The organism is Photobacterium sp. GB-1 (genome assembly GCF_003026165.1).
Classification (GTDB): Bacteria; Pseudomonadota; Gammaproteobacteria; order Enterobacterales; family Vibrionaceae; genus Photobacterium.
On record NZ_PYOB01000019.1, the window covers coordinates 1 to 23,282 of the forward strand.

Consider the following 23,282-nt stretch of genomic DNA (forward strand, 5'->3'; position numbering starts at 1 on the left):
ATATTTGAATTGACTGTGCCAAATAACCGAAGTTATTTGTATTGGTCACTAGTATCATTGATAAATCTTTCGACTTAACTTTTCAACGAGTGCCCACACAGATTGCATGGTCAAATTGTTAAAGAACAATACTGAACTCGGTAACCGCTTGCGCCGTTGTCTGTCTCAGTGGGGTCGTAGTATAGAGAGTTCGATCACATTAGCAAGGGCTAAAGTGAAATAATTCTGACATATTTAATCACTCGAACAAATAATACTCAGAGTGCTATTGATTGACTACAATTCACGCGTCTATTTAGTTACTCTTGGTTAAAAATCCGTCCCCTATACAGGTATTACTATGACTTCCTCATTACGTAGCTATAAAAATATTCATCCAACACTGGAAAATAATGTCTATGTTGATCCATCTTGTGTTTTAGTGGGGGATATTCGCTGTGATGATGACAGTAGTATTTGGCCTTTAGTCGCTGCGCGTGGCGATGTGAACTACATCACTATCGGTAAACGTACGAATATTCAAGATGGTAGCGTGCTACACGTTAGCCGTGTCAGTGATGATCACCCTGATGGCTTTCCGCTGATTATTGGTGATGATGTAACGGTGGGACATAAAGCGATGTTACATGGTTGCCAAATAGGTCATCGTGTTTTAGTGGGGATGGGCGCAATTATTTTAGATGGGGCTATTATCGAAGATGATGTCATCATTGGCGCAGGCAGTTTGGTTCCACCCAATAAACGCCTAGCATCTGGTTTTCTTTATGTTGGCAGTCCCGCCAAACAAGCCCGCCCTTTAACGGACAAAGAGAAAACCTTTTTATCACAATCAGCAGATAACTATGTGCGACTCAAAAATGAGTACCTTTGCGAAGAACTTCCGCTGTAAATAAAAAGAAGCCTTATCTAACGATAAGGCTTCTCGATAATTATTTGAGTGACTTAGCCAATAACGATATCACCATTATCGTCAAAACATTCATCTTCAATCATTTCTTCAGCCAACTCTTCAAGATCAAAACGCAATGAAGAAAACTCAGCGAGGATATCAGCTTCGTTATTTAAGGCTTTACCACTGTGCTGTTGTAGCCAGTTTAAGGTTACCCAACAGATGATCAGTGCGCCGCCTTGCTGAGCAGGGAAGTTAACGGCTTGGCGAACAGCATCCCATGATTGAATATCTGAAAATAGAATATCTTGGTTCATTACTTTTACTCTTGTAAAGTTCGGCGCAACTCACGTTGTACTTGTTTAGCTCCCGGACGAAGCCCGCGCCATAACATAAAGCTTTCAGCAGCTTGTCCAACGAGCATTCCTAACCCATCTAACACCTTTACTGCGCCATGCTCTTTCGCCCAACCATTAAAAGAGGTTATTGCTGAGCCATACACCATGTCATAGCACGTGGTATTCGTACCAATCACCGTTGGAGATATCGCTGGCACATCTCCAGATAGGCTGGCTGACGTTGAGTTGATGATCACATCAAAGGTTTGGTTTTCGAGTTCGGCGTGCTCTAGTGCAATAACATTACCGTAAGAAGAAAACAGCTCTGCCAATTGTTTTGCTTTGCTTACTGTGCGGTTGGCTATAACCAATTGTTTAGGTTGCTGTGCTAATAATGGTAAAAGCACACCACGAGCAGCACCACCGGCACCTAACAATAAGATGCGTTGATCTTTTAATTCGACCTGTTGATTGATCAGATCTTGAACAAGGCCTTCACCATCAGTGTTATCACCTAATACACCGCCGTCATCCAATTTCTTAAGTGTATTTACGGCACCAGCCAAGCGAGCACGTTCAGTTAGCTTGGTCGCATATTGATAAGCTTGCTCTTTAAATGGCACCGTAATGTTACAACCTTTACCACCATCATTAAAAAACATATCTGCCGCTTGCACAAAACCATCAATGGCAACAAGTTGACTGGTATATGTCATCTGTTGACTTGTTTGACGGGCAAATAAGGTATGAATGAATGGAGATTTACTTTGTCCGATTGGGTTACCAAATACGACGTACTTATCCATATACGAATTCTCTCTTTATATTAAGAAGGCTCTATCACTCCGTGATCTGAGCTCAATAATTGATTACCACTCTCGTGGTTTTAAATAATCTTGATACAGTCGCGCTTCTGCTGAATTGGGCTCTGGTTCATAGCAGTACTCCCAACGTGCTAATGGTGGCATCGACATTAAAATAGATTCCGTTCTTCCGCCACTCTGTAAACCAAACAAAGTGCCACGATCATAAACCAAATTAAATTCGACATAACGTCCACGACGGTATAACTGAAACTCCCGTTCACGTTCACCATAGGGTAGATAATAACGCTGTTGTACTATCGGCATGTAGGCATTGATAAAGCCATTACCTACCGCTTGCATATAAGCAAAACTCTTATCAAATCCCCATTGATTGAGATCATCAAAGAATAGACCGCCTATACCGCGGGTTTCATTACGGTGCGGTAAGAAGAAGTATTTATCACACCATGCTTTGTGCTGTTGATAAACATCATCACCAAACGGCGCACACAACTGTTTAGCTGTATCATGCCAGTGTTGGCAATCTTCTTCGAAAGGATAGAACGGGGTAAGATCAAAGCCACCACCAAACCACCAAACCGGAGCTTCACCGTCTTTTTCTGCGATAAAGAAGCGAACATTGGCATGAGAGGTTGGCACATAAGGGTTGCGAGGGTGAATAACCAATGACACGCCCATCGCTTCAAAACGACGACCTGCTAATTCTGGGCGATGTGCTGTTGCAGAAGCTGGCATTTCAGCACCATAAACATGAGAAAAATTCACACCTGCTTGCTCGAAGATTTCGCCATCACGTAATACACGACTACGACCACCGCCACCTTCTTCACGCTGCCATTGGTCTTGTTCAAACGCGACGGTTGTTTCTTGTTGCTCTAATGCTTGGCAAATACGATCTTGTAAATCCAACAAAAAGGCTTTAACTGCACTTTTATCTACTTGGCTATCCATACTCTTTATCCCTTACCCTTGACGGAAGATATTGCCATTAAGCGCATCACGTATCTCGGAAGGATTGGTACGTCCGCCTGTTTCACCTTGCAAGATTGCAGCTAAACAATGCCCTAACTGTTGTTCAACCTCTTGCGCTGTTCGACCTGGCTCTTGGCCTGTTAAATTTGCGCTGGTTGAGGTAATAGGTTTACCAAACTCCAAACATAAGCGTTGCACGAGTGGATGATCACTCACACGTACCGCAATCGTAGTAAATTGCCCCGTTAAAAACGAGGGAACATTAGGCTTAGTCGGCATTACCCAAGTCACAGGCCCTGGCCATGTTGCCATCACGGTTTGCTTTTGTTGTTCGGTCAATTGGTTTTCATCAATATATGACAGCAGCTGATCGTAATTCGCCGCGATCAAAATTAAGCCCTTTTCCACTGGGCGTTGTTTGATCGCTAATAGTTTTTCAACCGCTTCTTGATTATCCGGATCACAGCCGACACCAAACACCGCTTCGGTTGGGTACCCGATCACTTCACCTTGCTTTAAAGCTGCGACGACTTGAGCAAAATTCTCCACAGTATCCTCATTATTTGTTCAGCAAATATTGTTGTTTTACTTTCTCAATTTCATTCTACCTACTCCTTAGTCACAACTCCATGCTCGGTTATAAGACAGTCAATATTCATGACGCAAACGTTTTCCTTTGAGCTAAATCACCGTATAATGCAGCCATCAACACGATGTTAAGTTATGACCTGAAGGAGAATGAGATGAAAGTTGGAATTATCATGGGTTCAAAATCTGATTGGCCAACCATGCAACATGCGGCTGAGATGCTTGATCGTTTCAATGTTCCTTATGAGACAAAGGTCGTTTCGGCTCACCGCACGCCACATTTATTAACCGAATACGCTGAAAGTGCACAAGAGCGTGGCATTAAAGTGATCATCGCTGGTGCTGGCGGTGCAGCTCACTTACCGGGGATGACAGCGGCTTTCACTAGCGTGCCTGTATTAGGCGTACCAGTGCAATCACGTGCACTAAAAGGAATGGATTCATTGCTTTCTATCGTTCAAATGCCCAAAGGTATTGCTGTTGGTACCTTAGCAATTGGTGATGCAGGGGCTGCCAATGCAGGTCTCTTAGCCGCACAAATTATCGGCACTCAAGATGAGCAAGTACTGGCCGCTATTGATGCTTTCCGCAAAGAGCAAACAGAAACGGTATTAAGCAACCCAAATCCAGCAGAGGATGCATAATGAATAATGTGCTAGTCCTTGGTGCTGGCCAACTTGCCCGTATGATGGCACTGGCTGGCGCTCCTCTTAACATCAATGTGATCGCTTATGATGTAGAGAGTGATAAAGTGGTTCATCCTCTTACCCAACAAGCAATGTCGAACTCGCTCGTTGAAGCGATTAATGACGTTGATGCGATTACTGCCGAGTTTGAACATATTCCTCACGATATTTTAGATATTTGTGCTGCCAGCGAGAAGTTCTTCCCAACGCCAGAAGCAATCAAAGCCGGTGGCGATCGTCGTCTAGAAAAAGCGTTATTAGATAATGCTGGCGTGCGCAATGCTAAATACCATGAAATCACTGAACGTGCAGATCTTCTTACTGCAATTGAAAAAATCGGGTTACCACTGGTGTTAAAAAGTGCATTAGGTGGCTACGACGGTAAAGGGCAGTGGCGCTTAAAAGAAAGCGCACAGATTGATGATATTTGGCCTGAAATGGCGCAATGTATTGCTGATTCTCCTAATCAGGCTATTGTTGCTGAGCAATTTATTCCTTTTCAACGCGAAGTATCATTGATTGGTGCCCGTAATCGCAGTGGTGATATTCAGGTATTTAACTTAACTGAGAATGTCCATACTGATGGCGTACTGAGTTTATCAACTGCGATTGTGGGTGATTCACCACTGCAAGCGCAAGCCGATAACATGTTCCGTGCCGTCGCTAATAGCCTTGATTATGTCGGCGTGTTAGCTATCGAGTTTTTCGATCTCGATGGCGAACTACTGGTAAACGAAATCGCACCACGGGTTCATAACTCAGGCCACTGGACACAGCAAGGTGCAGAAACATGTCAGTTTGAAAACCACTTACGCGCGGTATGTGATTTTCCTCTTGGTAGTACTCAACTCATTCGTCCAAGTGCGATGATCAATATCTTAGGTTTAGATAGCATTCCTGATGCGGTTTATGCCCAAGAAGGTTGCCATGTACACTGGTACGGTAAAGAAAAACGAGCAGGGCGTAAAATGGGGCACATTAACGTGTGTGCTGATACACCAGAGCAATTGCAGTATCGTTTGATCATGTTATCAAGCTTGCTGGATGAGAAGGATTTCCCCGCACTGCCGCGTTAATATTTACTCCAATTTAAAAAGCCTGCGTCTGAGCAGGCTTTTTTTATGCTGTTTTATCAACACTATCAGGATCTTGATAAGCATGGCACTTTCTATCTGCACATTGCAGTTTCACACCACTGGCTAATTTCTTTTCAATTAGCAAACCAAAGCCACATTGTAGGCACGTACCGACAACGGGTTTGTTATTCACAGCAAAGCGACAGCTTGGATACTGATCACAGGCGTAAAACACTTTGCCATAACGGGATTTACGCTCAGTTAAATGGCCTTTATGACATTCAGGACATCCAACATCGGTATTCTCTGCTTTCTTTTCCGTTGAGGCTAAATAGTGACAAGCAGGGTATGCTGAACACCCAATAAACATTCCATAACGACCTTGGCGTAATACCAATGGGCTCTCACATTCAGGACAAGGCATATCGAGCTCTTTCACTACATGTCCATCGTTGTGATTTAATGGCTGAATATAGTCACAACTCGGATAATGATCGCAACCAAGAAAAGGACCACGCTTACCAAATCGCATCACTAATTCGCCACCACATTGTGGGCACGGTGTATGTGATAACGCCTGCTCATGGGCAGAGAATAAAGGTGGGTTATTGGTTGTCATTACTGCTCGCTTAAAAAGGAATATCGCGTTTTACACGCTATCGCGACAAATAGCATAGATACAATAACGGGCCACTTTAAGGCCCGCTAATTTTAATGCACTGCACCGTCTTCCGCACCGTATAGCAACTCTTCCATCTGGCTATACGCTGTTTCATTACCGGGGGCATTAAACAGCACCATTAAGATAATCCACTTCAAATCATCTAATGAAAATTCATTGGTATCGAGCTCCATGATCCGATCAATCACCATTTCACGGGTATCGGCATTTAGCACATGGATTTGCTCAAGATACATCAAGAAACCGCGACAAGTGACATCCATACGGATCATCTCTTGCTCGGTATACACACGCATTGATGTTGCTGCGCAGTTATTTACATAAGGAGTATGTTCAGTTTCTTGTAACGCTGCGAGTTGTTCTAACCAATTAAGCGCTTTATAAATATCATCTTGATGGAACCCAGCACGAATTAACTCTTCGGAAAGTTCATCTTGATCAAACATCAACTCAGCATCACTTTGGATGTAAGTTTCAAACAGGTACATAAGAATGTCCATCATGACTAGCTCCTCCTCGTTCTGACATAACCACCAGGTACTGCACTGACCAGGTCCAGTAATTCCAACTCTAAAAGTTGGGTTAATACTTCATGGACAGGCTGTTCACAGCGTTCAGCAACTACATCTACGGGTGTTGCTTCGGTGCCTACGTTAGCCAACAGAGCTGGAAATGGCAATTCTTCATTTTCAGGTTGTGGAAAAGGCAAGCCTATTTGGTTATTTATTGCGCACTCAGTTAAGGTTCCGACTTCATTAAAGATATCTGCGGGGCTTTCTACCAGTTTAGCACCAGATTTTATCAATGCATTACAGCCTCGACTTTGCGCATTATAGATAGAGCCTGGAAGGGCAAACACTTCTCGTCCTTGCTCTAACGCATAACGCGCAGTAATCAATGAGCCGCTTTTTTCTGCCGCTTCAACTACCAATACGCCTGTCGACAATCCACTGATCACTCGATTGCGACGCGGAAAGTTTTGTGGACGAGGTTTTTCATCAGGCCAAAACTCTGAAACCAATGCCCCTTGCTCTACAATCTCATTCGCTAACTGACGATGGCGAGCAGGATAAATCTGATCTAAACCAGAGCCTAACACCGCAACGGTAGCGCCGCCGGACTTCAATGCCCCCAGATGAGCTTGTCCATCAATTCCTAAAGCAAGTCCGCTGGTAACCACATACTCCGCTTGCCCTAGTGCATACCCGAAATTAAATGCCGCCTCTCTACCATCAATGGAAGCGGCGCGACTACCAATAATCGCCACTTGTGGTTGAGCTAGATAAGCGACCTCACCACGGACAAATAACAGTGGCGGTGGAGATGATATTTGTTTCAGTAAATAAGGGTAAGCAGGAGAATCTAGAGTCAAAATATGTTGATCCGGATGTTGCTGCCAACGCAACGCTTGATCGATACGCTGTTGGTTGGGGGAAATAATCGCTGTGGCTTGTTGGTGAGTCAAACCTAGCTGACACAACTGATCAAATGAAGAGCCAACACATTGTTGCGCCGAAACATGACGCAAGAGTTTATTAATGCGATGACCACCTAAATACGGGGTCATCGCTAATACTAACCATGGGTAGAGTGATTCACTCATGAGATCTTAACGCGTTGGTGGAACAGCAATAACACCCGGCTTGAATGGTTCTAAGCTTTGCATCACCACAGCTAAACTAAAGTGCTCATAAGGACGAAGCACCATTAATTTACCCACTGAGACTTCACCCAACTGGGTAGAGCCTGCTAATGGGTTATCTTTGTAATGGTAACTGCCTTTTTTACCTTGAACTTTGGCGCCTTGTTTGTATAAATCAAATACAAAGCCTGATTCCACACCATCTAAATGCCCACGATCTAATACCACAACATCGAAGCTAGAGATGTAACTACGCCCTTCAAGTTGCCCAATCACATTGGCAGTCATTGACTCTGGCGGTGTTGAGGGTGAAAACGATAAGTTAGGCTCTCCGCTCACTAATAATGGTAATAAAATATCGTTTTGATTGATTTCCTGACGGTAGGTATCAACCCGTAATTGACTGGTTTTATCATCGGCTGCAGTGACGGTTAAATCAGCAATCTCCTTTAATGTCATGACCTTTACACCAACTTCAGGGCTTGTCTCCGTTGCTGAATCATTACGTGTAAACGTTTCTTCAATACGGTAAACACGCCATTGTGTTGTCGGTGCCAAAGGCTGATCTGCCCATACAATATCACCGACAGACAAGTAACCACGTTCATCGCTTGAGCCTAACACTTGCGGTTGTGTTTTGGCTGATTCTTGACTGATTAATTTATTTTCAGCCACGTACTCCAACATTAAGTATCCCGGTAGGGTCGTAATAGGATCACGAATAACTCGCGCTTTTGGCGACAGTTTTACATGCTTTTTCAAACTCAGTTTTGGCTGCCCATTAACCCAGATAAGATGGAGGCGATCACCTGGGTAAATAAGGTGTGGGTTTTTAATGTAGCTATTCTTTTCCCACAATTGTGGCCATGACCATGGATTTTCGAGAAATACCCCAGAAATATCCCATAACGTATCACCTTTCTTAACGATGTAGACTTCTGGTATATCTTTTTTAAGTAATGGAGATGGCGCAGCAAACAGAGAGGGGATAAAAAGCATAAAGCTAAGAATAATGCCCAATTGCTTCATGAGATCGCTTCCTTGGATAACACAACCGAATCGTAAGGCTCCGCCTTACAACAAATAAAATACGTTTATTGTCTCAGACTGGCATTAGCCTATTGATATGTCGACTGTTTAACGATGAGCAAAAAGCGCTTTTCGGTTCACGTCACTATTTATAGATAACTGTTGCAACTCAATAGCGTCAAGTTTGCTTACGGCTAACACTAATCACTTTGCCAATAAAATACTGACGGACGCTTTTTCATTCTTTGTCTTTCACCTATGACAAAAAATTCGGTACTGTTATTTGATCTTTAAAATGACTAGAATTAGACCAACAGCGTTTTATTTTTTAGTTTCCGTTAACGAATTCGAGTCCTTATGTCTGTATTACACGTTCTAACCTTTCCTGATGAACGCCTACGTACTGTAGCTAAACCAGTCGAAGCGATAACACCTGAAATCCAAACAATTATCGATGATATGTTGGAGACCATGTACGACGAAGAAGGTATTGGCCTCGCAGCAACACAAGTCGATATTCACCAACGTATTGTAGTGATTGACGTATCAGAAGAACGTAATCAACCTATGGTCTTAGTAAATCCAACAATCACTGAAGAACACGGTGAAGATGGCATCGAAGAAGGCTGTTTATCGGTTCCTACCGCACGAGGTTTTGTACCACGTGCAGCAGGCGTAAGTGTTACTGCGCTGGATCGTGACGGTAAAGAATACAGCTTCAAAGCTGATGGCTTATTGGCAATTTGTGTACAACATGAATTAGATCACTTAGCTGGCAAGCTGTTTGTTGACTACTTATCACCTTTAAAACGTCAGCGCATTAAACAGAAACTAGAAAAAATTAAACGCCATAACGCAAAAAACTAATTATTTAGAGGTTACCTTGAGCAAACCATTACGCATCGTTTTTGCTGGTACTCCTGACTTCGCCGCCCGTCATTTGGCGGCGTTGTTGTCTTCACAGCACCAAGTTGTTGCTGTTTACACTCAACCAGATCGCCCAGCTGGTCGTGGTAAAAAACTAACGGCAAGCCCAGTTAAAAATATCGCACTTGAACATAATATTCCGGTTTATCAACCCGCTTCATTACGCAATGAAGAAGCACAACAAGAATTAGCTGACATTGACGCTGATATCATGGTTGTGGTGGCATACGGCTTATTATTACCGCAAGAAGTATTAGATACGCCACGTTTAGGTTGTATTAATGTACACGGCTCTATTCTTCCACGTTGGCGTGGTGCAGCACCGATCCAACGCTCTATTTGGGCGGGAGATACGGAAACTGGCGTAACTATCATGCAGATGGATATCGGCCTTGATACGGGTGACATGCTAAAAGTGGCAACCTTGCCAATTGAAGCGACAGACACTAGCGCTACCATGTACGAAAAATTAGCCGATCTTGGCCCTGACGCCTTAATTGATTGTTTATCTGATATTGCTAATGGCACCGCCGTAGCCATTAAGCAAGACGATGAGCAAGCGAACTACGCCAAGAAGCTGAGTAAAGAAGAAGCGTTAATTGATTGGACAATGGATGCCGCTGCGATTGAGCGTTGTGTGCGTGCGTTTAACCCGTGGCCAATGAGTTACTTCACCGTTGCTGAGCAAAACATCAAAGTTTGGCAAGCGGCTGTTGAAGCAGACAATCAAGGTAAAGCACCGGGTACAATTTTATCTGCTGATAAGCAAGGTATCCTCGTTGCGACAGGTAATGGCGCACTGCGCTTATTATCGCTTCAACCGCCAGGTAAGAAAGCGATGACAGCAGCTGATTTGCTTAATTCTCGTCGAGAATGGTTCGAATCTGGCGCTCAGCTATAAATATCAAGGCCAGTGTTTAGTCACTGGCTTTTCTTTTTAAGTTCCACATTGTTATCGCCAGCACTAACGGCGAGTTCAGGAAACAGCTATGAATGTAAGAGCCACAGCGGCCAAAGTTATTTATCAGGTCGTCGATCAAGGGCAGTCATTATCCGCCGCGCTTCCCGCTGCGCAACAAGATATCAGAGAGCGTGACCACGCTTTATTGCAAGAGATCTGCTATGGCGTACTTCGCTGGCTTCCTCGCTTAGAGTCTATTACCCAAGCACTAATGGATAAGCCGTTAAAAGGTAAGCAACGCGTATTCCACCACTTAATTTTAGTGGGCTTATATCAACTCGGGTACATGCGAATTCCAGCACATGCCGCAGTAGCTGAAACGGTAAATGCAACGAAAACACTTAAAAAGCCACAACTTCGCGGGCTTATTAACGCTATTTTACGTAATTATCAACGCCAACAAGAAATCTTAGATGCGCAAGCTATCAGCCATGATGCGGGTAAATATGGTCATCCAAGCTGGCTATTAAAGTTATTAAAAGAAAGCTATCCCGAGCAATTTGCTGATATCTGTGAAGCGAATAACACCAAGGCGCCGATGTGGCTACGCGTTAATCGCCAACACAATACTCGCGATGCCTACCGCGCGTTATTAGATGCCGAAGACATTGCAACCGAGTTACACCCACAGGCCACAGATGCGCTCCGTTTAGTTTCGCCATGCGATGTCACTCAACTTCCTGGCTTTAGTGATGGCTGGGTCTCGGTACAAGATGCTGCCGCTCAGTTAGCGGTGGATTATTTACAGCCTAAAGCGGGTGAGTTAATTCTTGATTGCTGCGCAGCTCCTGGTGGTAAAACCGCCCATATCATGGAGCGTGTACCATCAACCAAAGTGGTTGCGATTGACTGTGATGAAAACCGCCTTAAACGTGTACACGAAAACTTGGCACGTTTGAAGCTTGATGCAACCGTATTGTGCGCTGATGCCCGTTACCCAGAACAATGGTGGCAAGGTGACAAATTTGATCGTATTTTGCTAGATGCGCCATGTTCAGCGACAGGAGTTATTCGTCGTCACCCAGATATTAAGTGGCTACGTCGTGGCGAAGATATTGCGGCACTGGCAACACTTCAAGCAGAGATCTTTGACGCAATGTGGCTGCAATTAAAACCAGGCGGTACGTTGGTTTACGCGACATGCTCTATTACGCCACAAGAAAACTGCGATCAGGTAAAAGCGTTTTTAGCTCGAACGTCAGATGCGACATTAATTGGCAGCGATCCAGTGAAACCTGGTCGTCAAATTCTGCCAGGTGAAGAGTCGATGGATGGTTTTTACTACGCTGTACTGACAAAAGCAGAGTAATCATTGTTTAAATAAAAGCGGAACTTGCTCTCAAGATTCCGCTTTTTCATATTTTATAACGCCGATCAGAATGTTGTATTTACAGCTGATCTCTACAGGCATTTACATCAGGCATAGACTATGAAAATTATTATTCTCGGTGCCGGACAAGTGGGCGGCACCCTTGCTGAAAACTTGGTTGGTGAGAATAACGATATCACTATCGTTGATAAGGATCCCGAGCGTCTGCGTGAACTGCAAGATAAATACGACCTCCGAGTTGTACAAGGCTTTGCCAGTCACCCTCGCACGTTACGAGAAGCAGGGGCTCAAGATGCTGATATGTTGGTATCTGTCACGAACTCCGATGAAACTAACATGATCGCATGTCAAATTGCGTTTTCTTTGTTTAATACACCTAACCGTGTTGCTCGTATTCGTTCACCTGAATATTTACGAGAAAAAGAACAACTGTTTCAATCTGATGCGGTTCCTGTTGATCACTTAATCGCACCAGAAGAATTGGTGACCGATTACATTGAAAAACTGATTGAATACCCAGGCGCACTTCAGGTTGTGAGCTTTGCAGAAGATAAAGTCGGCCTTGTTGCGGTAAAAGCTTACTATGGCGGCCCACTGGTTGGTAATGCATTATCTGCATTGCGTGAACACATGCCACATATTGATACCCGCGTAGCGGCGATTTTCCGTCAAGGTAAGCCGATTCGTCCACAAGGTACCACGATCATTGAAGCTGATGATGAAGTCTTCTTTGTCGCCGCAAGTAACCATATTCGTTCAGTAATGAGTGAACTTCAGCGCCTAGAGAAACCTTATAAGCGTTTGATGATTGTTGGTGGTGGTAACGTGGGTGCTGGTTTAGCTCGTCGTTTAGAGCAAAGCTACAGCATCAAACTGATTGAACGTAATCAAGAGCGTGCTGAGAACTTGTCTGAAATGCTACAAAATACCATCGTATTTTGTGGTGATGCCTCAGATCAGGAATTGCTCAGCGAAGAGCATATCGAACAGATCGATGTCTTTATTGCGGTGACTAACGATGATGAAGCCAACATCATGTCAGCCATGCTTGCTAAACGTATGGGCGCAAAGAAAGTGATGGTGCTTATCCAGCGCGGCGCTTATGTTGATTTAGTGCAAGGCGGTACGATTGATATTGCGATTTCACCGCAACAAGCGACAATTTCAGCGTTATTAACCCACGTGCGAAAAGCCGATATCGTGAATGTCTCATCATTACGTCGCGGCGCTGCCGAAGCCATTGAAGCGATCGCTCATGGTGATTCCAGTACCTCTAAAGTGGTTGGTCGTGCAATCAGCGATATTAAATTACCACCGGGTACCACAATTGGCGCTGTTGTCCGTGGTGAAGAAGTATTAATCGCCCATGACCGTACCGTCATCGAGCAAAACGATCACGTGGTGATGTTCCTTGTTGATAAGAAGTACATCCCTGATGTTGAACGTCTCTTCCAACCTAGTCCTTTCTTCTTGTAACTGATCATGGTTAATTATCGTCCCATACTGTTTGTACTAGGGTTAGTGCTGTCTAAGCTAGCCCTGTTCATGTACGTGCCGACATTAGTCGCCTTTTTTACCGGTACCGAAGGGTTTATTGATTTCGCCACCGCGGTGCTAATCACCCATTCTGTTGCCTTTTTATTTTTAACTTTAGGTAAAACCCCAGAGTTTAAGCTTAGCGTGCGAGACATGTTCTTGATCACCACCTTAGTTTGGACTGTCGCCAGTGCTTTTGCGGCCTTACCTTTTGTATTTATTAATCACATTAGCTTTACCGATGCTTACTTTGAAACCATGTCAGGGATCACTACAACGGGCTCTACCGTCTTAAGTGGTTTAGATGATATGGCACCGAGTATTTTGCTATGGCGATCAACACTGCAATGGCTCGGCGGGGTTGGCTTTATCGTGATGGCTGTAGCGATCCTCCCGATGCTGAACGTCGGTGGTATGCGTTTATTCCAAACTGAATCATCAGATTGGTCAGATAAAAGCTCACCAAGAACTAAGAGCGTTGCAAAAAATATCGTTAATGTTTATCTCACGTTAACTCTGCTCTGCATTATTTCGTTTATGTTTGCAGGGATGAATACCTTTGATGCCATTAACCATGCTTTCACCACCATTTCGACGGGCGGTTACTCCACCTCTGATGGCTCCATGAATCACTTCTCGCACAGCGCACAATGGGTTGCCACTGTCTTCATGTTTGCTGGCGGCTTGCCATTTTTACTGTTTGTCCAAGCCTTGAAAAAACGCCATCCAAAAACCTTATTTGGTGATGCTCAAGTCAAAGGCTATGCCTTGTTTGTAACCGTTGCCAGTTTAATTGTGGCGGCATGCTTATTCTTCAATAAAGATTATTCGTTGATGGATTCGCTGCGATTATCCTTTTTCAACATCATCTCTGTTGTGACAACCACAGGGTTTGGCTTGGGTGATTTCACCGCATGGGGACCATTACCAAGCATTATTTTCGCCTTCACTTTATTGGTCGGTGCTTGTTCAGGGTCGACCAGTGGCGGAATAAAAATCTTTCGATTCCAGATCGCGTTTGCCTTACTACGTAAGCAAATTATGCAATCTATCCACCCATCGGCGCTATTTGTCCAACGCTATAATGATAGACCTGTCACTGACGATATTGTGCGCTCGGTTGTTGCATTAGTATTGACCTTTATCATGACCATTATCTTCATTGCTGCGATATTAGGTCTGCAAGGGCTTGATCCCATCACCAGCATTACAGGTGCTGTCACCGCAGTTGCTAACGTAGGACCGGGGATGGGGAGCATTATCGGTCCAACGGGTAACTTCGCGAGTTTGCCTGATTTATCAAAGTGGACCTTAAGCTTAGGTATGTTGATGGGACGTTTAGAAATTTTGACTGTGTTAGTCGTATTTTCACCTGCATTTTGGCGAGATTAATAGCACTAAAAACAAAAAGGGAGCGCATTGCGCTCCCTTTTTTATCCATTTCAACGCGATGAACTACACAGGTTTGACGTAGAAATAAATCGCACAAAAGTGGCAAATAGAACCACCTAATACAAATAAATGCCAAATTGCATGGTTATACGGAATACGTTTATTGACGTAGAAAATCACCCCAAGTGAATAAATCACACCGCCTAAAGCAAGTAACACTAAACCACCCGTCGATAAAATAAGTGCTAATTGATAAATCATAATTAGCGATAACCAACCCATGGTTAAATAAGTGATCAGTGATAATTTCTCAAATCGATAAACAAATGCAATTTTGGCAATAATACCGATAATCGCCAGTCCCCAAATCACGCTCATCAAACCAATGGCTAATGGCGTCCGCAGAGAAATCAATAAAAAAGGCGTATAAGTACCAGCAATAAGAAGATAAATCGCACAATGATCGAACGTTTTTAACGCACGTTTCGCTTTAGGTGATGAAACCGAATGGTAGAGGGTAGAGGCTAAATAGAGCAATATCATGCTCACCGCATACACGGTATAGCTGATAAGACTTAACGTGTCAGCATTAACAGAGAATGCTTTCTCAAGTAATAAATACAACCCAAGCAAGCCAAATAACAGCCCGATCCCATGGCTTATACTGTTCGCTACTTCCTCTGCAACAGAATACCCTTGTTCTGTTGCCACCGATTTGTTCATCACTCAACCACCTCACGCTAACATGACATTATTCTACTATAACCACACCACTCAGCTTACACTTGTAAGCTGAAAATAAGCAAGTCAGGATTCGTGATATTTATAATAATGAGATAAAAATATACGTAATAAAAACGGAGCGCTCGTGATAAATAAGCAATACTCCGTTAGTTATTATTTTTGTAGTAGTGATAAGGTGGCTTGTCGAGCAGCATCTGGATCGCGAGCAATAATGCCATCAACGATTTGTTGGTGAGCATCAAGTTTTAAAATACGTTCACGCGTAACAACACGGAAGTAGTTTTCAAATACCGCTTTAAACAAGTTACCAAACGGACTAATAAAATGATTTCCAGAGGAAAAATAAATCAGTTGATGGAAACGTGTGTCGACTTCAATCCAATGTTCTTGATCGAAGTTATCGCCCATTTCATGCATTTCAGCCAACAGCTTTTGTAGCTCTTTACGCTCCTCATCTGTTGCGTGAATAGCTGCTAATGCTGCCGCTTCTGGCTCTAACATTAAACGCGCTTGTTGATATTCCTCTAATAATTCAGAATCGGCATCAAAATCTAACCAAGCCAGTAAATCTTGATCAAGATAGTTCCAATTCTTTTTCGGCATCACGCGTGTACCAATACGTGGCCGAGGCAACACCATTCCTTTGGCAGCCAACATTTTGATTGCCTCACGAACAGCTGTACGGCTTACACCATACATGTCACCTAATTCGACTTCACCCGGTAAAATATCACCAGGCGCTGTTTCTCCCGCCAAAATACGGCGGCCTATAGACTCAGCTAATCGATAAGATAAATTTCGGTTGGCAACAATGCGTTGCTGCTCTTGCTCCATACATCCTCTCCAAAGGCTTCTTTTATAATATGGTTATTCCATAAAATATGTGCAGTGTAATACACACATCGTATTACAACATAAACGGATCTGAATACGCCAAGCGAAAGCACTTTTACTATTCTTTTTTTACGGCATGCTTAATCAACCATCTTAATGCTTCAATCTTAGCATTTTAGCGGCTACTTTTTACTCGACTTTTAAAATTGCTATTGTTATTCTCAGCGCAAACTAATTAACAACCAAGCGATATACTGATGGATGGGGTAAACCCAGTAGGGAATTTTCCCTTCAGCGATCAGCTTGCTAACTTCCGGCCATGGATGAGCCTGACAACAGGTGATTTATGCGACCAGCATCTCCCGTCAGGTATGTAAGTACCCCTCGTAGCCCTTCACGCCTTCGTGCAACGGCTCATGCTCCACATTTTAAAACGAAACAGACAGCCGTTGTTGAGATTTCATTGACGAATAACGATATAAAACTAAAGCGTGATGAGTTAGAGACTCAAATACAGTCATTAATCGCCAAGCAAAATATCGCGTAATGATAATAAAACGATTGAGATAAAGCAGCTTCGGCTGCTTTTTTTACTTCGTTTTGTCATTACAACACCGCACAACAGATTGTAACCCCGTGTGCTTTGTTATAATTTACCCCTATTAAAACTATGACAATTTGCTCGTAATAACGATCACTCAGCCTCAACTACGGAGTCACTATGAAAACGCATCGCGTCAATGAGCTCATCGAACTGCTTCATCCTGAATGGCAAAAAGATCCTGATCTAAATTTAGTGGAGTTTTTATTAAAGCTGGCTGAAGAAGCAAAGTATAACGGCCCATTAGAGTCACTCACTGATGATGTACTGATTTATCATTTGAAGATGCGTAACAGTGATAAAGACGCCATGATCCCTGGGCTTGCAAAAGATTGTGAAGATGATTTCAAAACCGCTATCTTACGCGCTCGCGGTATTATTAAATAATCTCACTATTATTTAACGTTAAAAGCCAGTGAATATTCACTGGCTTTTTTGTGCCCAAACCACCAGTTTAAGCACTGATTTTAGGCTGAACCATCGCCTTGCGTTACAATTATGTTATTAACAAAGCGTGATACATATTAATGGTTAACACTCAGCGCCGACACTCGATTTATTCGCCATCTTCGCTAAACTAATGACAACACATGTTCGCTAGGGGGGGGAGAGATCTACCCCTGAATTCTCGTTATCTCAAGATTAAGGTAAACTGCAGCCTTAATTTCCATCTTTAAGGCTGTTTCATGGAAAAAAACGATTTTTGTTTTTCGAATCTCACACCTGATTTGCTACTTGATGCCTTAGATAGCATTGATGTTCGTGCAGAATCAGGATTACTGGCTCTCAATAGTTATGAAAATCGGGTCTACCAGTTTAAAGCAGAAGATGGCGCACGTTATGTCACCAAGTTCTATCGCTCAGAACGTTGGAGTGATGAGCAAATTGAAGAAGAGCACCAATTTACACAAGAATTGGCTGACAATGAAATTCCTGTTGCCGCACCTCTAAATATCAATGGGAAAACACTACATACCTTTAATGGTCATCGTTTTGCTTTATTTCCAAGTGTCGGCGGTCGACAATTTGAAGTCGATAATTTTGATCAATTAGAATGGGTCGGTCGCTATTTAGGTCGCATTCATCTCGTGGGGCAACGCCAGCCTTTTCAACACCGTCCAACCATGGGTCTGGATGAATACGTCTATCAGCCTCGAAAATTATTAGAGCACAGTCAATTTATACCCGATCATCTTAAGAATGTTTTTTTTGCCGATCTTGATCTACTGATTAAGAACCTTGAACAGCATTGGTCGTCTGATTGGCAAGCGATTCGTCTTCATGGTGACTGTCACCCAGGTAATATTTTATGGCGTGATGGCCCAATGTTTGTCGATCTTGATGATGCCCGTAATGGTCCTGCTGTCCAAGATTTATGGATGCTATTAAACGGTGAGCGCGCCGATCAACTAGCCCAACTGGATACGTTACTTGAAGCTTATGGTGAATTTGCAGATTTTGATCAACGTCAATTGCAACTAATCGAGCCTTTACGCGGTCTTAGAATGGTGCATTATATGGCATGGTTAGCAAAACGATGGCAAGATCCTGCATTTCCCCGTGCATTCCCTTGGTTTGCTGATGCAAAATACTGGGAAGGGCAAGTGCTTGCATTCAAAGAACAAATTGCCTCGCTGCATGATGCACCATTACAACTCATGCCACAGTGGTAAACACAAAAACGTATTAACATAAAAATTCAGGTTATATTTATAACCGTGATAAGGATAATCAGGGAGTTATATCAATGTTCAAGAAGTTACTCACGCTAGCTAGTGCAGCGTTACTATCATTTTCAGTGCACGCCGCAAAATTTACTGAAGGTGATTACTACAAAGTTCTCGATCTACCAAAATCTGAAACCCCCATTGTGACTGAGTACTTCTCTTTATACTGCCCGCATTGCTATCAGTTTGAACCTATGATCAAACAGCTAAAAACTAAATTGCCTGAAAATGTAAAGTTCCAAAAAAGGCATGTTTCATTTATGGGCGGCCCAATGGGTAAAGTAATGAGTAAAGCCTTCGCGACTTCTGTGGTATTAGGTGTTCAAGATAAAATGGTACCGGTGTTCTTTAACCGTATCCACACCATGAACAAGCCACCACGTAATGAAGAAGAAGTGCGTCAAATCTTCATTGATGAGGGAGTTCCTGCGGCTGAATTTGATGGTGCATATAATAGCTTTGCAGTAAATTCAATGGTAAGCCGTTCTGATAAAGCCTTTGAAGATGCAGGCCTAACCGGTGTGCCTGCTGTTGTGGTTAACAACAAGTACCTTGTACAAACAGGTAAAATCAAATCAGCGAACGAATACTTTGAGTTAGTAAACTACTTACTGAAAAAGTAATCTCATCTAAAAATAAAAAAGGGCTGTAATGCCCTTTTTTATTATCCAAATAACGACACTTTTCTTATATGACTTGGCTATTAATCTGCTTAAGCAGCCTATCCATTGCGCGATAGCCTAACGCTTCCGCTAAGTGCCCTCGAGAGATATCAGGCTCTCCCGCCAAATCCGCTATCGTACGCGCCACTTTAATGATTCGATGATAAGCTCGTACCGATAAACCTAACTGATGAAGCGCATTTTCTAAAAATGCCGCATCAGCTTGCTGGAGTGGGCAATACTGCTCTAACTCTCGCGTAGATAACAGCGCATTCACCTTACCACTGCGAGTCAACATTAGCTGACGAGCATGATCGACCCGCGCTTTAATCGTTACTGTTGAATCACCTCGATCTCCCCCTTTAGTTAACGTTCCTCGGGGTAGAGCAGGGATCTCAATCGACATATCAAACCTATCAAGTAATGGGCCACTCAACCGACTTAAATAACGTAATATCGCCTGTGGGTTGGTACGTGTTTGGTTACCGTCATAATACCCAGAAGGGCTTGGGTTCAGCGCACCGATCAATTGAAATCGCGCAGGAAACGTTGTTTTACTGGTCGCACGAGAAATCACAATATGACCTGACTCTAATGGCTCGCGTAAAGAATCTAAAACTTTACGTTCAAATTCAGGCATCTCGTCTAAAAATAAAAGCCCATTGTGCGCCAACGATATTTCTCCCGGTTTAGGTACCGAACCACCGCCCACTAATGCCGCCATAGAGCTCGAATGGTGTGGCGTACGAAAAGGCCTTTTTAACCAATTTCCTTGGTGTAAGGATTGTGGTGTGAGCGAGGTGACGGCCGCAGTTTCTAACGCTTCCTCATGACTCATCGGCGGCAGTAAATCACATAACCTTGATGCCAACATAGTTTTTCCCGTCCCCGGAGGACCGAGGAACAAAACATTATGACCGCCGGCGGCGGCTATTTCTAACGCACGTTTCCCTTGTTGCTGCCCGATAATATCTTGCATATCTCGCTCTAAAGGAGCCGCTGTTTCTTTAAGCTGCTCACTAAAATTTAATGCTAATTGTTGTTGGCCGCATAAATAGCCACAAACGGCTAATAGATTGGATGCTGATTTATGAACCTCTTTACCGACGAGAGCCACTTGATCGCCATTACTGTCAGGCACCACAAAGCAACGCTTCGCCTTTAATGCAGCTAAAGCCGCAGGCAGTGCCCCCTTTACAGGTCGTAACTCTCCCGATAATGCTAATTCACCGATAAACTCATGCTCTGATAATTTATCTGTTGGGATCTGACCTGATGCCGCTAAAATACCTAACGCTATAGGTAAATCAAATCGCCCTCCTTCTTTAGGCAAATCAGCAGGGGCTAAGTTGACAGTGATACGTCGTGATGGGAACTCAAAATTCGCATTAATAATTGCACTTCGAACCCGATCTTTAGCCTCTTTTACCGTAGTTTCAGGTAGCCCTACTAATGTAAAACTTGGCAACCCATTACTTAAGTGGACTTCTACCGTTACAGGTGGAGCCTGCACTCCCACACAAGCTCGACTATGAACAATCGCAAGCGTCATGAACCATCACCTCACTGAGATAAAAAAACATTCGTTAATGAAATATTTATTTTTAGTTTCATAAGATGCCTGTAAATGCAGCTCGTTTGCTAAAAAAACCACAGTTTTTGCTTGTCATGCGATAGATGTCTGTGTTACCACTAACATATAGCAACAACTAGACAACAAAAGTTGGACAAATATACATGCGCTTAACAACATCCCTCGTACTCATTATTAAAGTCATTGTGGTGATTATGTCACCGCAGCGGGGATTTGCTGGCGCAAAGTAGCGCAAAGACGCAAACAAAAAGCCCCCGCACTGAGAAGTTCGGGGGCTTTTTTCAACAAATGGATTTGAGTAATCGTTATCATCTCAAATAGATCTCGCAAAGCAAGCAAGGAGCTGCGATGACAGGGGCAGAATTAGTCGTAAAAGCGCTGCATCAGCAGGGTATCAAAACCGTATTTGGTTACCCAGGCGGTGCCATCATGCCAATTTATGACGCGTTATATGATGGTGGAGTAGAGCATATCCTCTGCCGTCACGAACAAGGAGCAGCAATGGCTGCTATTGGTATGGCCCGATCCACCCAAGATGTCGCTGTCTGTATGGCAACATCAGGTCCAGGTGCCACAAACCTCGTCACTGGACTTGCTGACGCCTTTATGGATTCAGTCCCCCTAGTTGCGATTACTGGACAAGTTGCCAGCACCCATATTGGAACCGATGCCTTCCAAGAAATGGATGTGATTGGGATGTCTTTATCATGTACCAAACACAGCTATCTGGTCACCGATATCAATGAACTTGCACCAACCCTTGCTGAAGCATTCGTAGTCGCTAAAGCCGGTCGTCCGGGCCCTGTTATTGTCGATATAGCCAAAGATGTACAGCTTGCACAAGCGCCAACCGAATTACTCCCCCCAATTGAACCACCAGCGGTTCCAACGGTTAATAGTGAAGCTATCACTGCAGCTCAACAATTATTAGATCAAAGTCATCGTCCCGTAATGTATGTCGGTGGTGGGGTGCAAATTGCCCATGCAACCGATACGTTACGTCAATTTTTAAACCTTAATCCAATGCCTTCGGTCAGTACTTTAAAAGGCTTAGGCTCTATCGAACGCCATGATCCCCATTACCTTGGCATGCTTGGTATGCACGGCACAAAAGCAGCCAACCTAGTGGTACAAGAAGCGGATTTATTAATTGTGGTTGGCGCCCGATTTGATGATCGCGTAACCGGAAAATTGGATACCTTTGCGCCACACGCAAAAGTAATTCATATTGATATTGATGCCGCTGAATTTAGTAAATTACGTCATGCTGATGCGCCATTACGTGGCGATATTAATACTATTTTGCCTCAGTTAGAGCTGAGCCAAGATATCAGCCGTTGGCTCACTCACAGTGAACATATTCGTAAAATTGGCAAATGGCGTTATGACCATCCAGGCGATCTGATTTACGCGCCATTACTGCTTAAGCAATTGTCAGATATGATGCCTGATAGCAGCATGGTATCAACCGATGTTGGTCAGCACCAAATGTGGGCTGCACAGCATATTCAACCTCGTGAGCCACAAAACTACATTACTTCAGCCGGCCTTGGCACCATGGGTTTTGGTTTACCTGCAGCAATGGGAGCCAGTGTTGCCCGTCCTGATGATCAATCTATTCTGATCTCTGGTGATGGCTCGTTTATGATGAATGTACAAGAATTGGGAACCTTAAAGCGCCGCAGTATTCCCGTCAAAATGGTACTTATCAATAACCAGCGCTTAGGTATGGTACGTCAATGGCAATCGCTATTTTTTGATGGCCGCCACAGTGAAACCATCCTAGATGATAACCCTGATTTTGTGATGTTAGCTAAAGCGTTTGATATTCCGGGAAAAACCATTACTCGCAAAGAAGAAGTGGCTCCTGCACTGGAAGAAATGCTCGCCAGTAAAACCGCTTACTTATTGCATGTGTTGATTGATGAAGAACAAAATGTATGGCCACTGGTTCCACCGGGTGCTGCAAACCAAGATATGCTGGAGAACACCTAATGGAAAGATATTTACTCAACATTACCGCTAATGATAAGCCTGTATTACTTGAGCGAATTTTACGTGTGATCCGCCATCGTGGCTTCATCATAAAAAAAGTCGATGCAACACAAAATCATCACAGCAAGATAGCCAGAATCGAAATTATCGTCGATAGTACTCGTCCTATATCGACGCTTATCAACCAAATTGAAAAACTGTGGGACATCATCAGTGTAGAGACTTCCCCCCTGCAGTTACTGGATTAAAT

Annotated in this window: 25 protein-coding genes; 14 read left to right on the forward strand and 11 right to left on the reverse strand. The window is 43.5% G+C overall.

All coding sequences use genetic code 11. The features are described 5' to 3' along the window. Positions 1-340: 340 nt before the first annotated feature. Positions 341-889: a gamma carbonic anhydrase family protein gene (locus C9J45_RS15975; RefSeq protein ID WP_107208055.1), complete on the forward strand. Its 549-nt coding sequence runs from the start codon at positions 341-343 to the stop codon at positions 887-889. A gap of 53 nt (positions 890-942) precedes the next feature. On the opposite strand, the gene C9J45_RS15980 is transcribed toward C9J45_RS15975, so the two are convergent. The 4 genes from C9J45_RS15980 to C9J45_RS15995 form a co-directional block, all read right to left on the reverse strand. Then, positions 943-1,206 (reverse strand): DUF1488 domain-containing protein, encoded by a 264-nt coding sequence (locus C9J45_RS15980; protein ID WP_107208056.1) that lies wholly within the window; start codon positions 1,204-1,206, stop codon positions 943-945. Positions 1,207-1,211: 5 nt separating this feature from the next. Continuing rightward, positions 1,212-2,033, reverse strand: a complete 822-nt coding sequence (aroE, locus tag C9J45_RS15985) for a shikimate dehydrogenase (RefSeq protein ID WP_107208057.1) — start codon at positions 2,031-2,033, stop codon at positions 1,212-1,214. A gap of 63 nt (positions 2,034-2,096) precedes the next feature. Beyond that, positions 2,097-3,005, reverse strand: a complete 909-nt coding sequence (gene hemF, locus C9J45_RS15990) for an oxygen-dependent coproporphyrinogen oxidase (RefSeq protein WP_107208058.1) — start codon at positions 3,003-3,005, stop codon at positions 2,097-2,099. A gap of 12 nt (positions 3,006-3,017) precedes the next feature. Continuing rightward, positions 3,018-3,575, reverse strand: a complete 558-nt coding sequence (locus C9J45_RS15995; protein ID WP_107208059.1) for an L-threonylcarbamoyladenylate synthase — start codon at positions 3,573-3,575, stop codon at positions 3,018-3,020. Between the two features lie 194 nt (positions 3,576-3,769). Here C9J45_RS15995 and purE point away from each other — a divergent pair, with 194 nt between their 5' ends. Both purE and C9J45_RS16005 read left to right on the forward strand, forming a co-directional pair. Next, positions 3,770-4,258, forward strand: a complete 489-nt coding sequence (gene purE, locus C9J45_RS16000; protein ID WP_008988361.1) for a 5-(carboxyamino)imidazole ribonucleotide mutase — start codon at positions 3,770-3,772, stop codon at positions 4,256-4,258. Further along, on the forward strand, positions 4,258-5,376 hold the full coding sequence (locus C9J45_RS16005) for a 5-(carboxyamino)imidazole ribonucleotide synthase (RefSeq protein ID WP_107208060.1): 1,119 nt from the start codon (positions 4,258-4,260) through the stop codon (positions 5,374-5,376). The genes purE and C9J45_RS16005 overlap by 1 nt, the downstream gene beginning before the upstream one ends. Positions 5,377-5,419: 43 nt before the next feature. On the opposite strand, the gene C9J45_RS16010 is transcribed toward C9J45_RS16005, so the two are convergent. The 4 genes from C9J45_RS16010 to C9J45_RS16025 all read right to left on the reverse strand — a co-directional run bounded on the left by C9J45_RS16010 (position 5,420) and on the right by C9J45_RS16025 (position 8,729). Further along, positions 5,420-5,995, reverse strand: a complete 576-nt coding sequence (locus C9J45_RS16010; protein WP_107261448.1) for a topoisomerase DNA-binding C4 zinc finger domain-containing protein — start codon at positions 5,993-5,995, stop codon at positions 5,420-5,422. A 92-nt stretch (positions 5,996-6,087) separates the two neighbouring features. Beyond that, positions 6,088-6,561, reverse strand: a complete 474-nt coding sequence (locus C9J45_RS16015; RefSeq protein WP_005372379.1) for a DUF494 family protein — start codon at positions 6,559-6,561, stop codon at positions 6,088-6,090. Positions 6,562-6,563: 2 nt separating this feature from the next. Next, entirely contained in the window at positions 6,564-7,661 is a 1,098-nt protein-coding gene (gene dprA, locus C9J45_RS16020) for a DNA-processing protein DprA (protein ID WP_107292763.1), read from the reverse strand. Between the two features lie 6 nt (positions 7,662-7,667). Beyond that, complete coding sequence (locus C9J45_RS16025; RefSeq protein WP_107261446.1) at positions 7,668-8,729, reverse strand: LysM peptidoglycan-binding domain-containing protein; 1,062 nt, start codon at positions 8,727-8,729, stop codon at positions 7,668-7,670. A gap of 357 nt (positions 8,730-9,086) precedes the next feature. Here C9J45_RS16025 and def point away from each other — a divergent pair, with 357 nt between their 5' ends. The 5 genes from def (at position 9,087) to C9J45_RS16050 (ending at position 14,875) form a co-directional block, all read left to right on the forward strand. Next, the gene (gene def, locus C9J45_RS16030; protein ID WP_107261444.1) at positions 9,087-9,596 is read left to right on the forward strand and encodes a peptide deformylase; all 510 of its coding nucleotides are present in this window, start codon (positions 9,087-9,089) and stop codon (positions 9,594-9,596) included. Between the two features lie 16 nt (positions 9,597-9,612). Then, complete coding sequence (gene fmt / locus C9J45_RS16035; protein WP_107261442.1) at positions 9,613-10,557, forward strand: methionyl-tRNA formyltransferase; 945 nt, start codon at positions 9,613-9,615, stop codon at positions 10,555-10,557. A gap of 88 nt (positions 10,558-10,645) precedes the next feature. Beyond that, positions 10,646-11,926: a 16S rRNA (cytosine(967)-C(5))-methyltransferase RsmB gene (gene rsmB, locus C9J45_RS16040; RefSeq protein WP_107261440.1), complete on the forward strand. Its 1,281-nt coding sequence runs from the start codon at positions 10,646-10,648 to the stop codon at positions 11,924-11,926. Between the two features lie 120 nt (positions 11,927-12,046). Further along, positions 12,047-13,423 (forward strand): Trk system potassium transporter TrkA, encoded by a 1,377-nt coding sequence (gene trkA / locus C9J45_RS16045; RefSeq protein ID WP_107208067.1) that lies wholly within the window; start codon positions 12,047-12,049, stop codon positions 13,421-13,423. A gap of 6 nt (positions 13,424-13,429) precedes the next feature. Further along, the gene (locus C9J45_RS16050; RefSeq protein WP_107208068.1) at positions 13,430-14,875 is read left to right on the forward strand and encodes a TrkH family potassium uptake protein; all 1,446 of its coding nucleotides are present in this window, start codon (positions 13,430-13,432) and stop codon (positions 14,873-14,875) included. A 63-nt stretch (positions 14,876-14,938) separates the two neighbouring features. Here C9J45_RS16050 and C9J45_RS16055 read toward each other — a convergent pair whose 3' ends face one another. Together C9J45_RS16055 and C9J45_RS16060 are read right to left on the reverse strand one after the other, a co-directional pair. Further along, positions 14,939-15,598: a hemolysin III family protein gene (locus C9J45_RS16055; protein ID WP_107208069.1), complete on the reverse strand. Its 660-nt coding sequence runs from the start codon at positions 15,596-15,598 to the stop codon at positions 14,939-14,941. A gap of 174 nt (positions 15,599-15,772) precedes the next feature. Beyond that, positions 15,773-16,453 (reverse strand): FadR/GntR family transcriptional regulator, encoded by a 681-nt coding sequence (locus tag C9J45_RS16060; RefSeq protein ID WP_107208070.1) that lies wholly within the window; start codon positions 16,451-16,453, stop codon positions 15,773-15,775. 346 nt (positions 16,454-16,799) lie between these two features. On the opposite strand from C9J45_RS16060, the gene C9J45_RS16065 reads away from it, so the two are divergent. The 4 genes from C9J45_RS16065 to C9J45_RS16080 all read left to right on the forward strand — a co-directional run bounded on the left by C9J45_RS16065 (position 16,800) and on the right by C9J45_RS16080 (position 19,404). Next, on the forward strand, positions 16,800-17,000 hold the full coding sequence (locus C9J45_RS16065; RefSeq protein ID WP_107208071.1) for a hypothetical protein: 201 nt from the start codon (positions 16,800-16,802) through the stop codon (positions 16,998-17,000). 174 nt (positions 17,001-17,174) lie between these two features. Then, positions 17,175-17,441 carry a YihD family protein gene (locus tag C9J45_RS16070; protein WP_005372361.1) on the forward strand — a complete coding sequence of 89 codons (267 nt, stop codon included), beginning with the start codon at positions 17,175-17,177 and terminating at the stop codon, positions 17,439-17,441. A 299-nt stretch (positions 17,442-17,740) separates the two neighbouring features. Then, the gene (locus C9J45_RS16075; RefSeq protein WP_107208072.1) at positions 17,741-18,727 is read left to right on the forward strand and encodes a serine/threonine protein kinase; all 987 of its coding nucleotides are present in this window, start codon (positions 17,741-17,743) and stop codon (positions 18,725-18,727) included. Between the two features lie 74 nt (positions 18,728-18,801). Next, on the forward strand, positions 18,802-19,404 hold the full coding sequence (locus tag C9J45_RS16080; protein ID WP_107208073.1) for a thiol:disulfide interchange protein DsbA/DsbL: 603 nt from the start codon (positions 18,802-18,804) through the stop codon (positions 19,402-19,404). 64 nt (positions 19,405-19,468) lie between these two features. Here C9J45_RS16080 and C9J45_RS16085 read toward each other — a convergent pair whose 3' ends face one another. Then, a complete protein-coding gene (locus tag C9J45_RS16085; RefSeq protein ID WP_107208074.1) occupies positions 19,469-20,995 on the reverse strand; it encodes a YifB family Mg chelatase-like AAA ATPase in 1,527 nt (508 codons plus the stop codon). 390 nt (positions 20,996-21,385) lie between these two features. Between C9J45_RS16085 and ilvG the strand changes: the two genes are divergently transcribed. Both ilvG and ilvM read left to right on the forward strand, forming a co-directional pair. After that, complete coding sequence (gene ilvG, locus C9J45_RS16090; protein ID WP_107292764.1) at positions 21,386-23,032, forward strand: acetolactate synthase 2 catalytic subunit; 1,647 nt, start codon at positions 21,386-21,388, stop codon at positions 23,030-23,032. Then, positions 23,032-23,280, forward strand: a complete 249-nt coding sequence (gene ilvM / locus C9J45_RS16095; protein WP_005372349.1) for an acetolactate synthase 2 small subunit — start codon at positions 23,032-23,034, stop codon at positions 23,278-23,280. The genes ilvG and ilvM overlap by 1 nt, the downstream gene beginning before the upstream one ends. Positions 23,281-23,282 lie beyond the last annotated feature (2 nt).

Coding starts and splice junctions, on each gene's coding strand:
- C9J45_RS16015 (WP_005372379.1), bottom strand. CDS start 6,561: ATGATGGACATTCTTATGTACCTGTTTGAAACTTACATCCAAAGTGAT.
- C9J45_RS16065 (WP_107208071.1), top strand. CDS start 16,800: ATGCGACCAGCATCTCCCGTCAGGTATGTAAGTACCCCTCGTAGCCCT.
- C9J45_RS16010 (WP_107261448.1), bottom strand. CDS start 5,995: ATGACAACCAATAACCCACCTTTATTCTCTGCCCATGAGCAGGCGTTA.
- C9J45_RS16055 (WP_107208069.1), bottom strand. CDS start 15,598: ATGAACAAATCGGTGGCAACAGAACAAGGGTATTCTGTTGCAGAGGAA.
- trkA (WP_107208067.1), top strand. CDS start 12,047: ATGAAAATTATTATTCTCGGTGCCGGACAAGTGGGCGGCACCCTTGCT.
- C9J45_RS16070 (WP_005372361.1), top strand. CDS start 17,175: ATGAAAACGCATCGCGTCAATGAGCTCATCGAACTGCTTCATCCTGAA.
- C9J45_RS15980 (WP_107208056.1), bottom strand. CDS start 1,206: ATGAACCAAGATATTCTATTTTCAGATATTCAATCATGGGATGCTGTT.
- C9J45_RS16080 (WP_107208073.1), top strand. CDS start 18,802: ATGTTCAAGAAGTTACTCACGCTAGCTAGTGCAGCGTTACTATCATTT.
- ilvG (WP_107292764.1), top strand. CDS start 21,386: ATGACAGGGGCAGAATTAGTCGTAAAAGCGCTGCATCAGCAGGGTATC.
- aroE (WP_107208057.1), bottom strand. CDS start 2,033: ATGGATAAGTACGTCGTATTTGGTAACCCAATCGGACAAAGTAAATCT.
- C9J45_RS16075 (WP_107208072.1), top strand. CDS start 17,741: ATGGAAAAAAACGATTTTTGTTTTTCGAATCTCACACCTGATTTGCTA.
- hemF (WP_107208058.1), bottom strand. CDS start 3,005: ATGGATAGCCAAGTAGATAAAAGTGCAGTTAAAGCCTTTTTGTTGGAT.
- C9J45_RS15975 (WP_107208055.1), top strand. CDS start 341: ATGACTTCCTCATTACGTAGCTATAAAAATATTCATCCAACACTGGAA.
- C9J45_RS16085 (WP_107208074.1), bottom strand. CDS start 20,995: ATGACGCTTGCGATTGTTCATAGTCGAGCTTGTGTGGGAGTGCAGGCT.
- C9J45_RS16060 (WP_107208070.1), bottom strand. CDS start 16,453: ATGGAGCAAGAGCAGCAACGCATTGTTGCCAACCGAAATTTATCTTAT.
- C9J45_RS16050 (WP_107208068.1), top strand. CDS start 13,430: ATGGTTAATTATCGTCCCATACTGTTTGTACTAGGGTTAGTGCTGTCT.
- purE (WP_008988361.1), top strand. CDS start 3,770: ATGAAAGTTGGAATTATCATGGGTTCAAAATCTGATTGGCCAACCATG.
- rsmB (WP_107261440.1), top strand. CDS start 10,646: ATGAATGTAAGAGCCACAGCGGCCAAAGTTATTTATCAGGTCGTCGAT.
- def (WP_107261444.1), top strand. CDS start 9,087: ATGTCTGTATTACACGTTCTAACCTTTCCTGATGAACGCCTACGTACT.
- dprA (WP_107292763.1), bottom strand. CDS start 7,661: ATGAGTGAATCACTCTACCCATGGTTAGTATTAGCGATGACCCCGTAT.
- C9J45_RS16005 (WP_107208060.1), top strand. CDS start 4,258: ATGAATAATGTGCTAGTCCTTGGTGCTGGCCAACTTGCCCGTATGATG.
- C9J45_RS16025 (WP_107261446.1), bottom strand. CDS start 8,729: ATGAAGCAATTGGGCATTATTCTTAGCTTTATGCTTTTTATCCCCTCT.
- ilvM (WP_005372349.1), top strand. CDS start 23,032: ATGGAAAGATATTTACTCAACATTACCGCTAATGATAAGCCTGTATTA.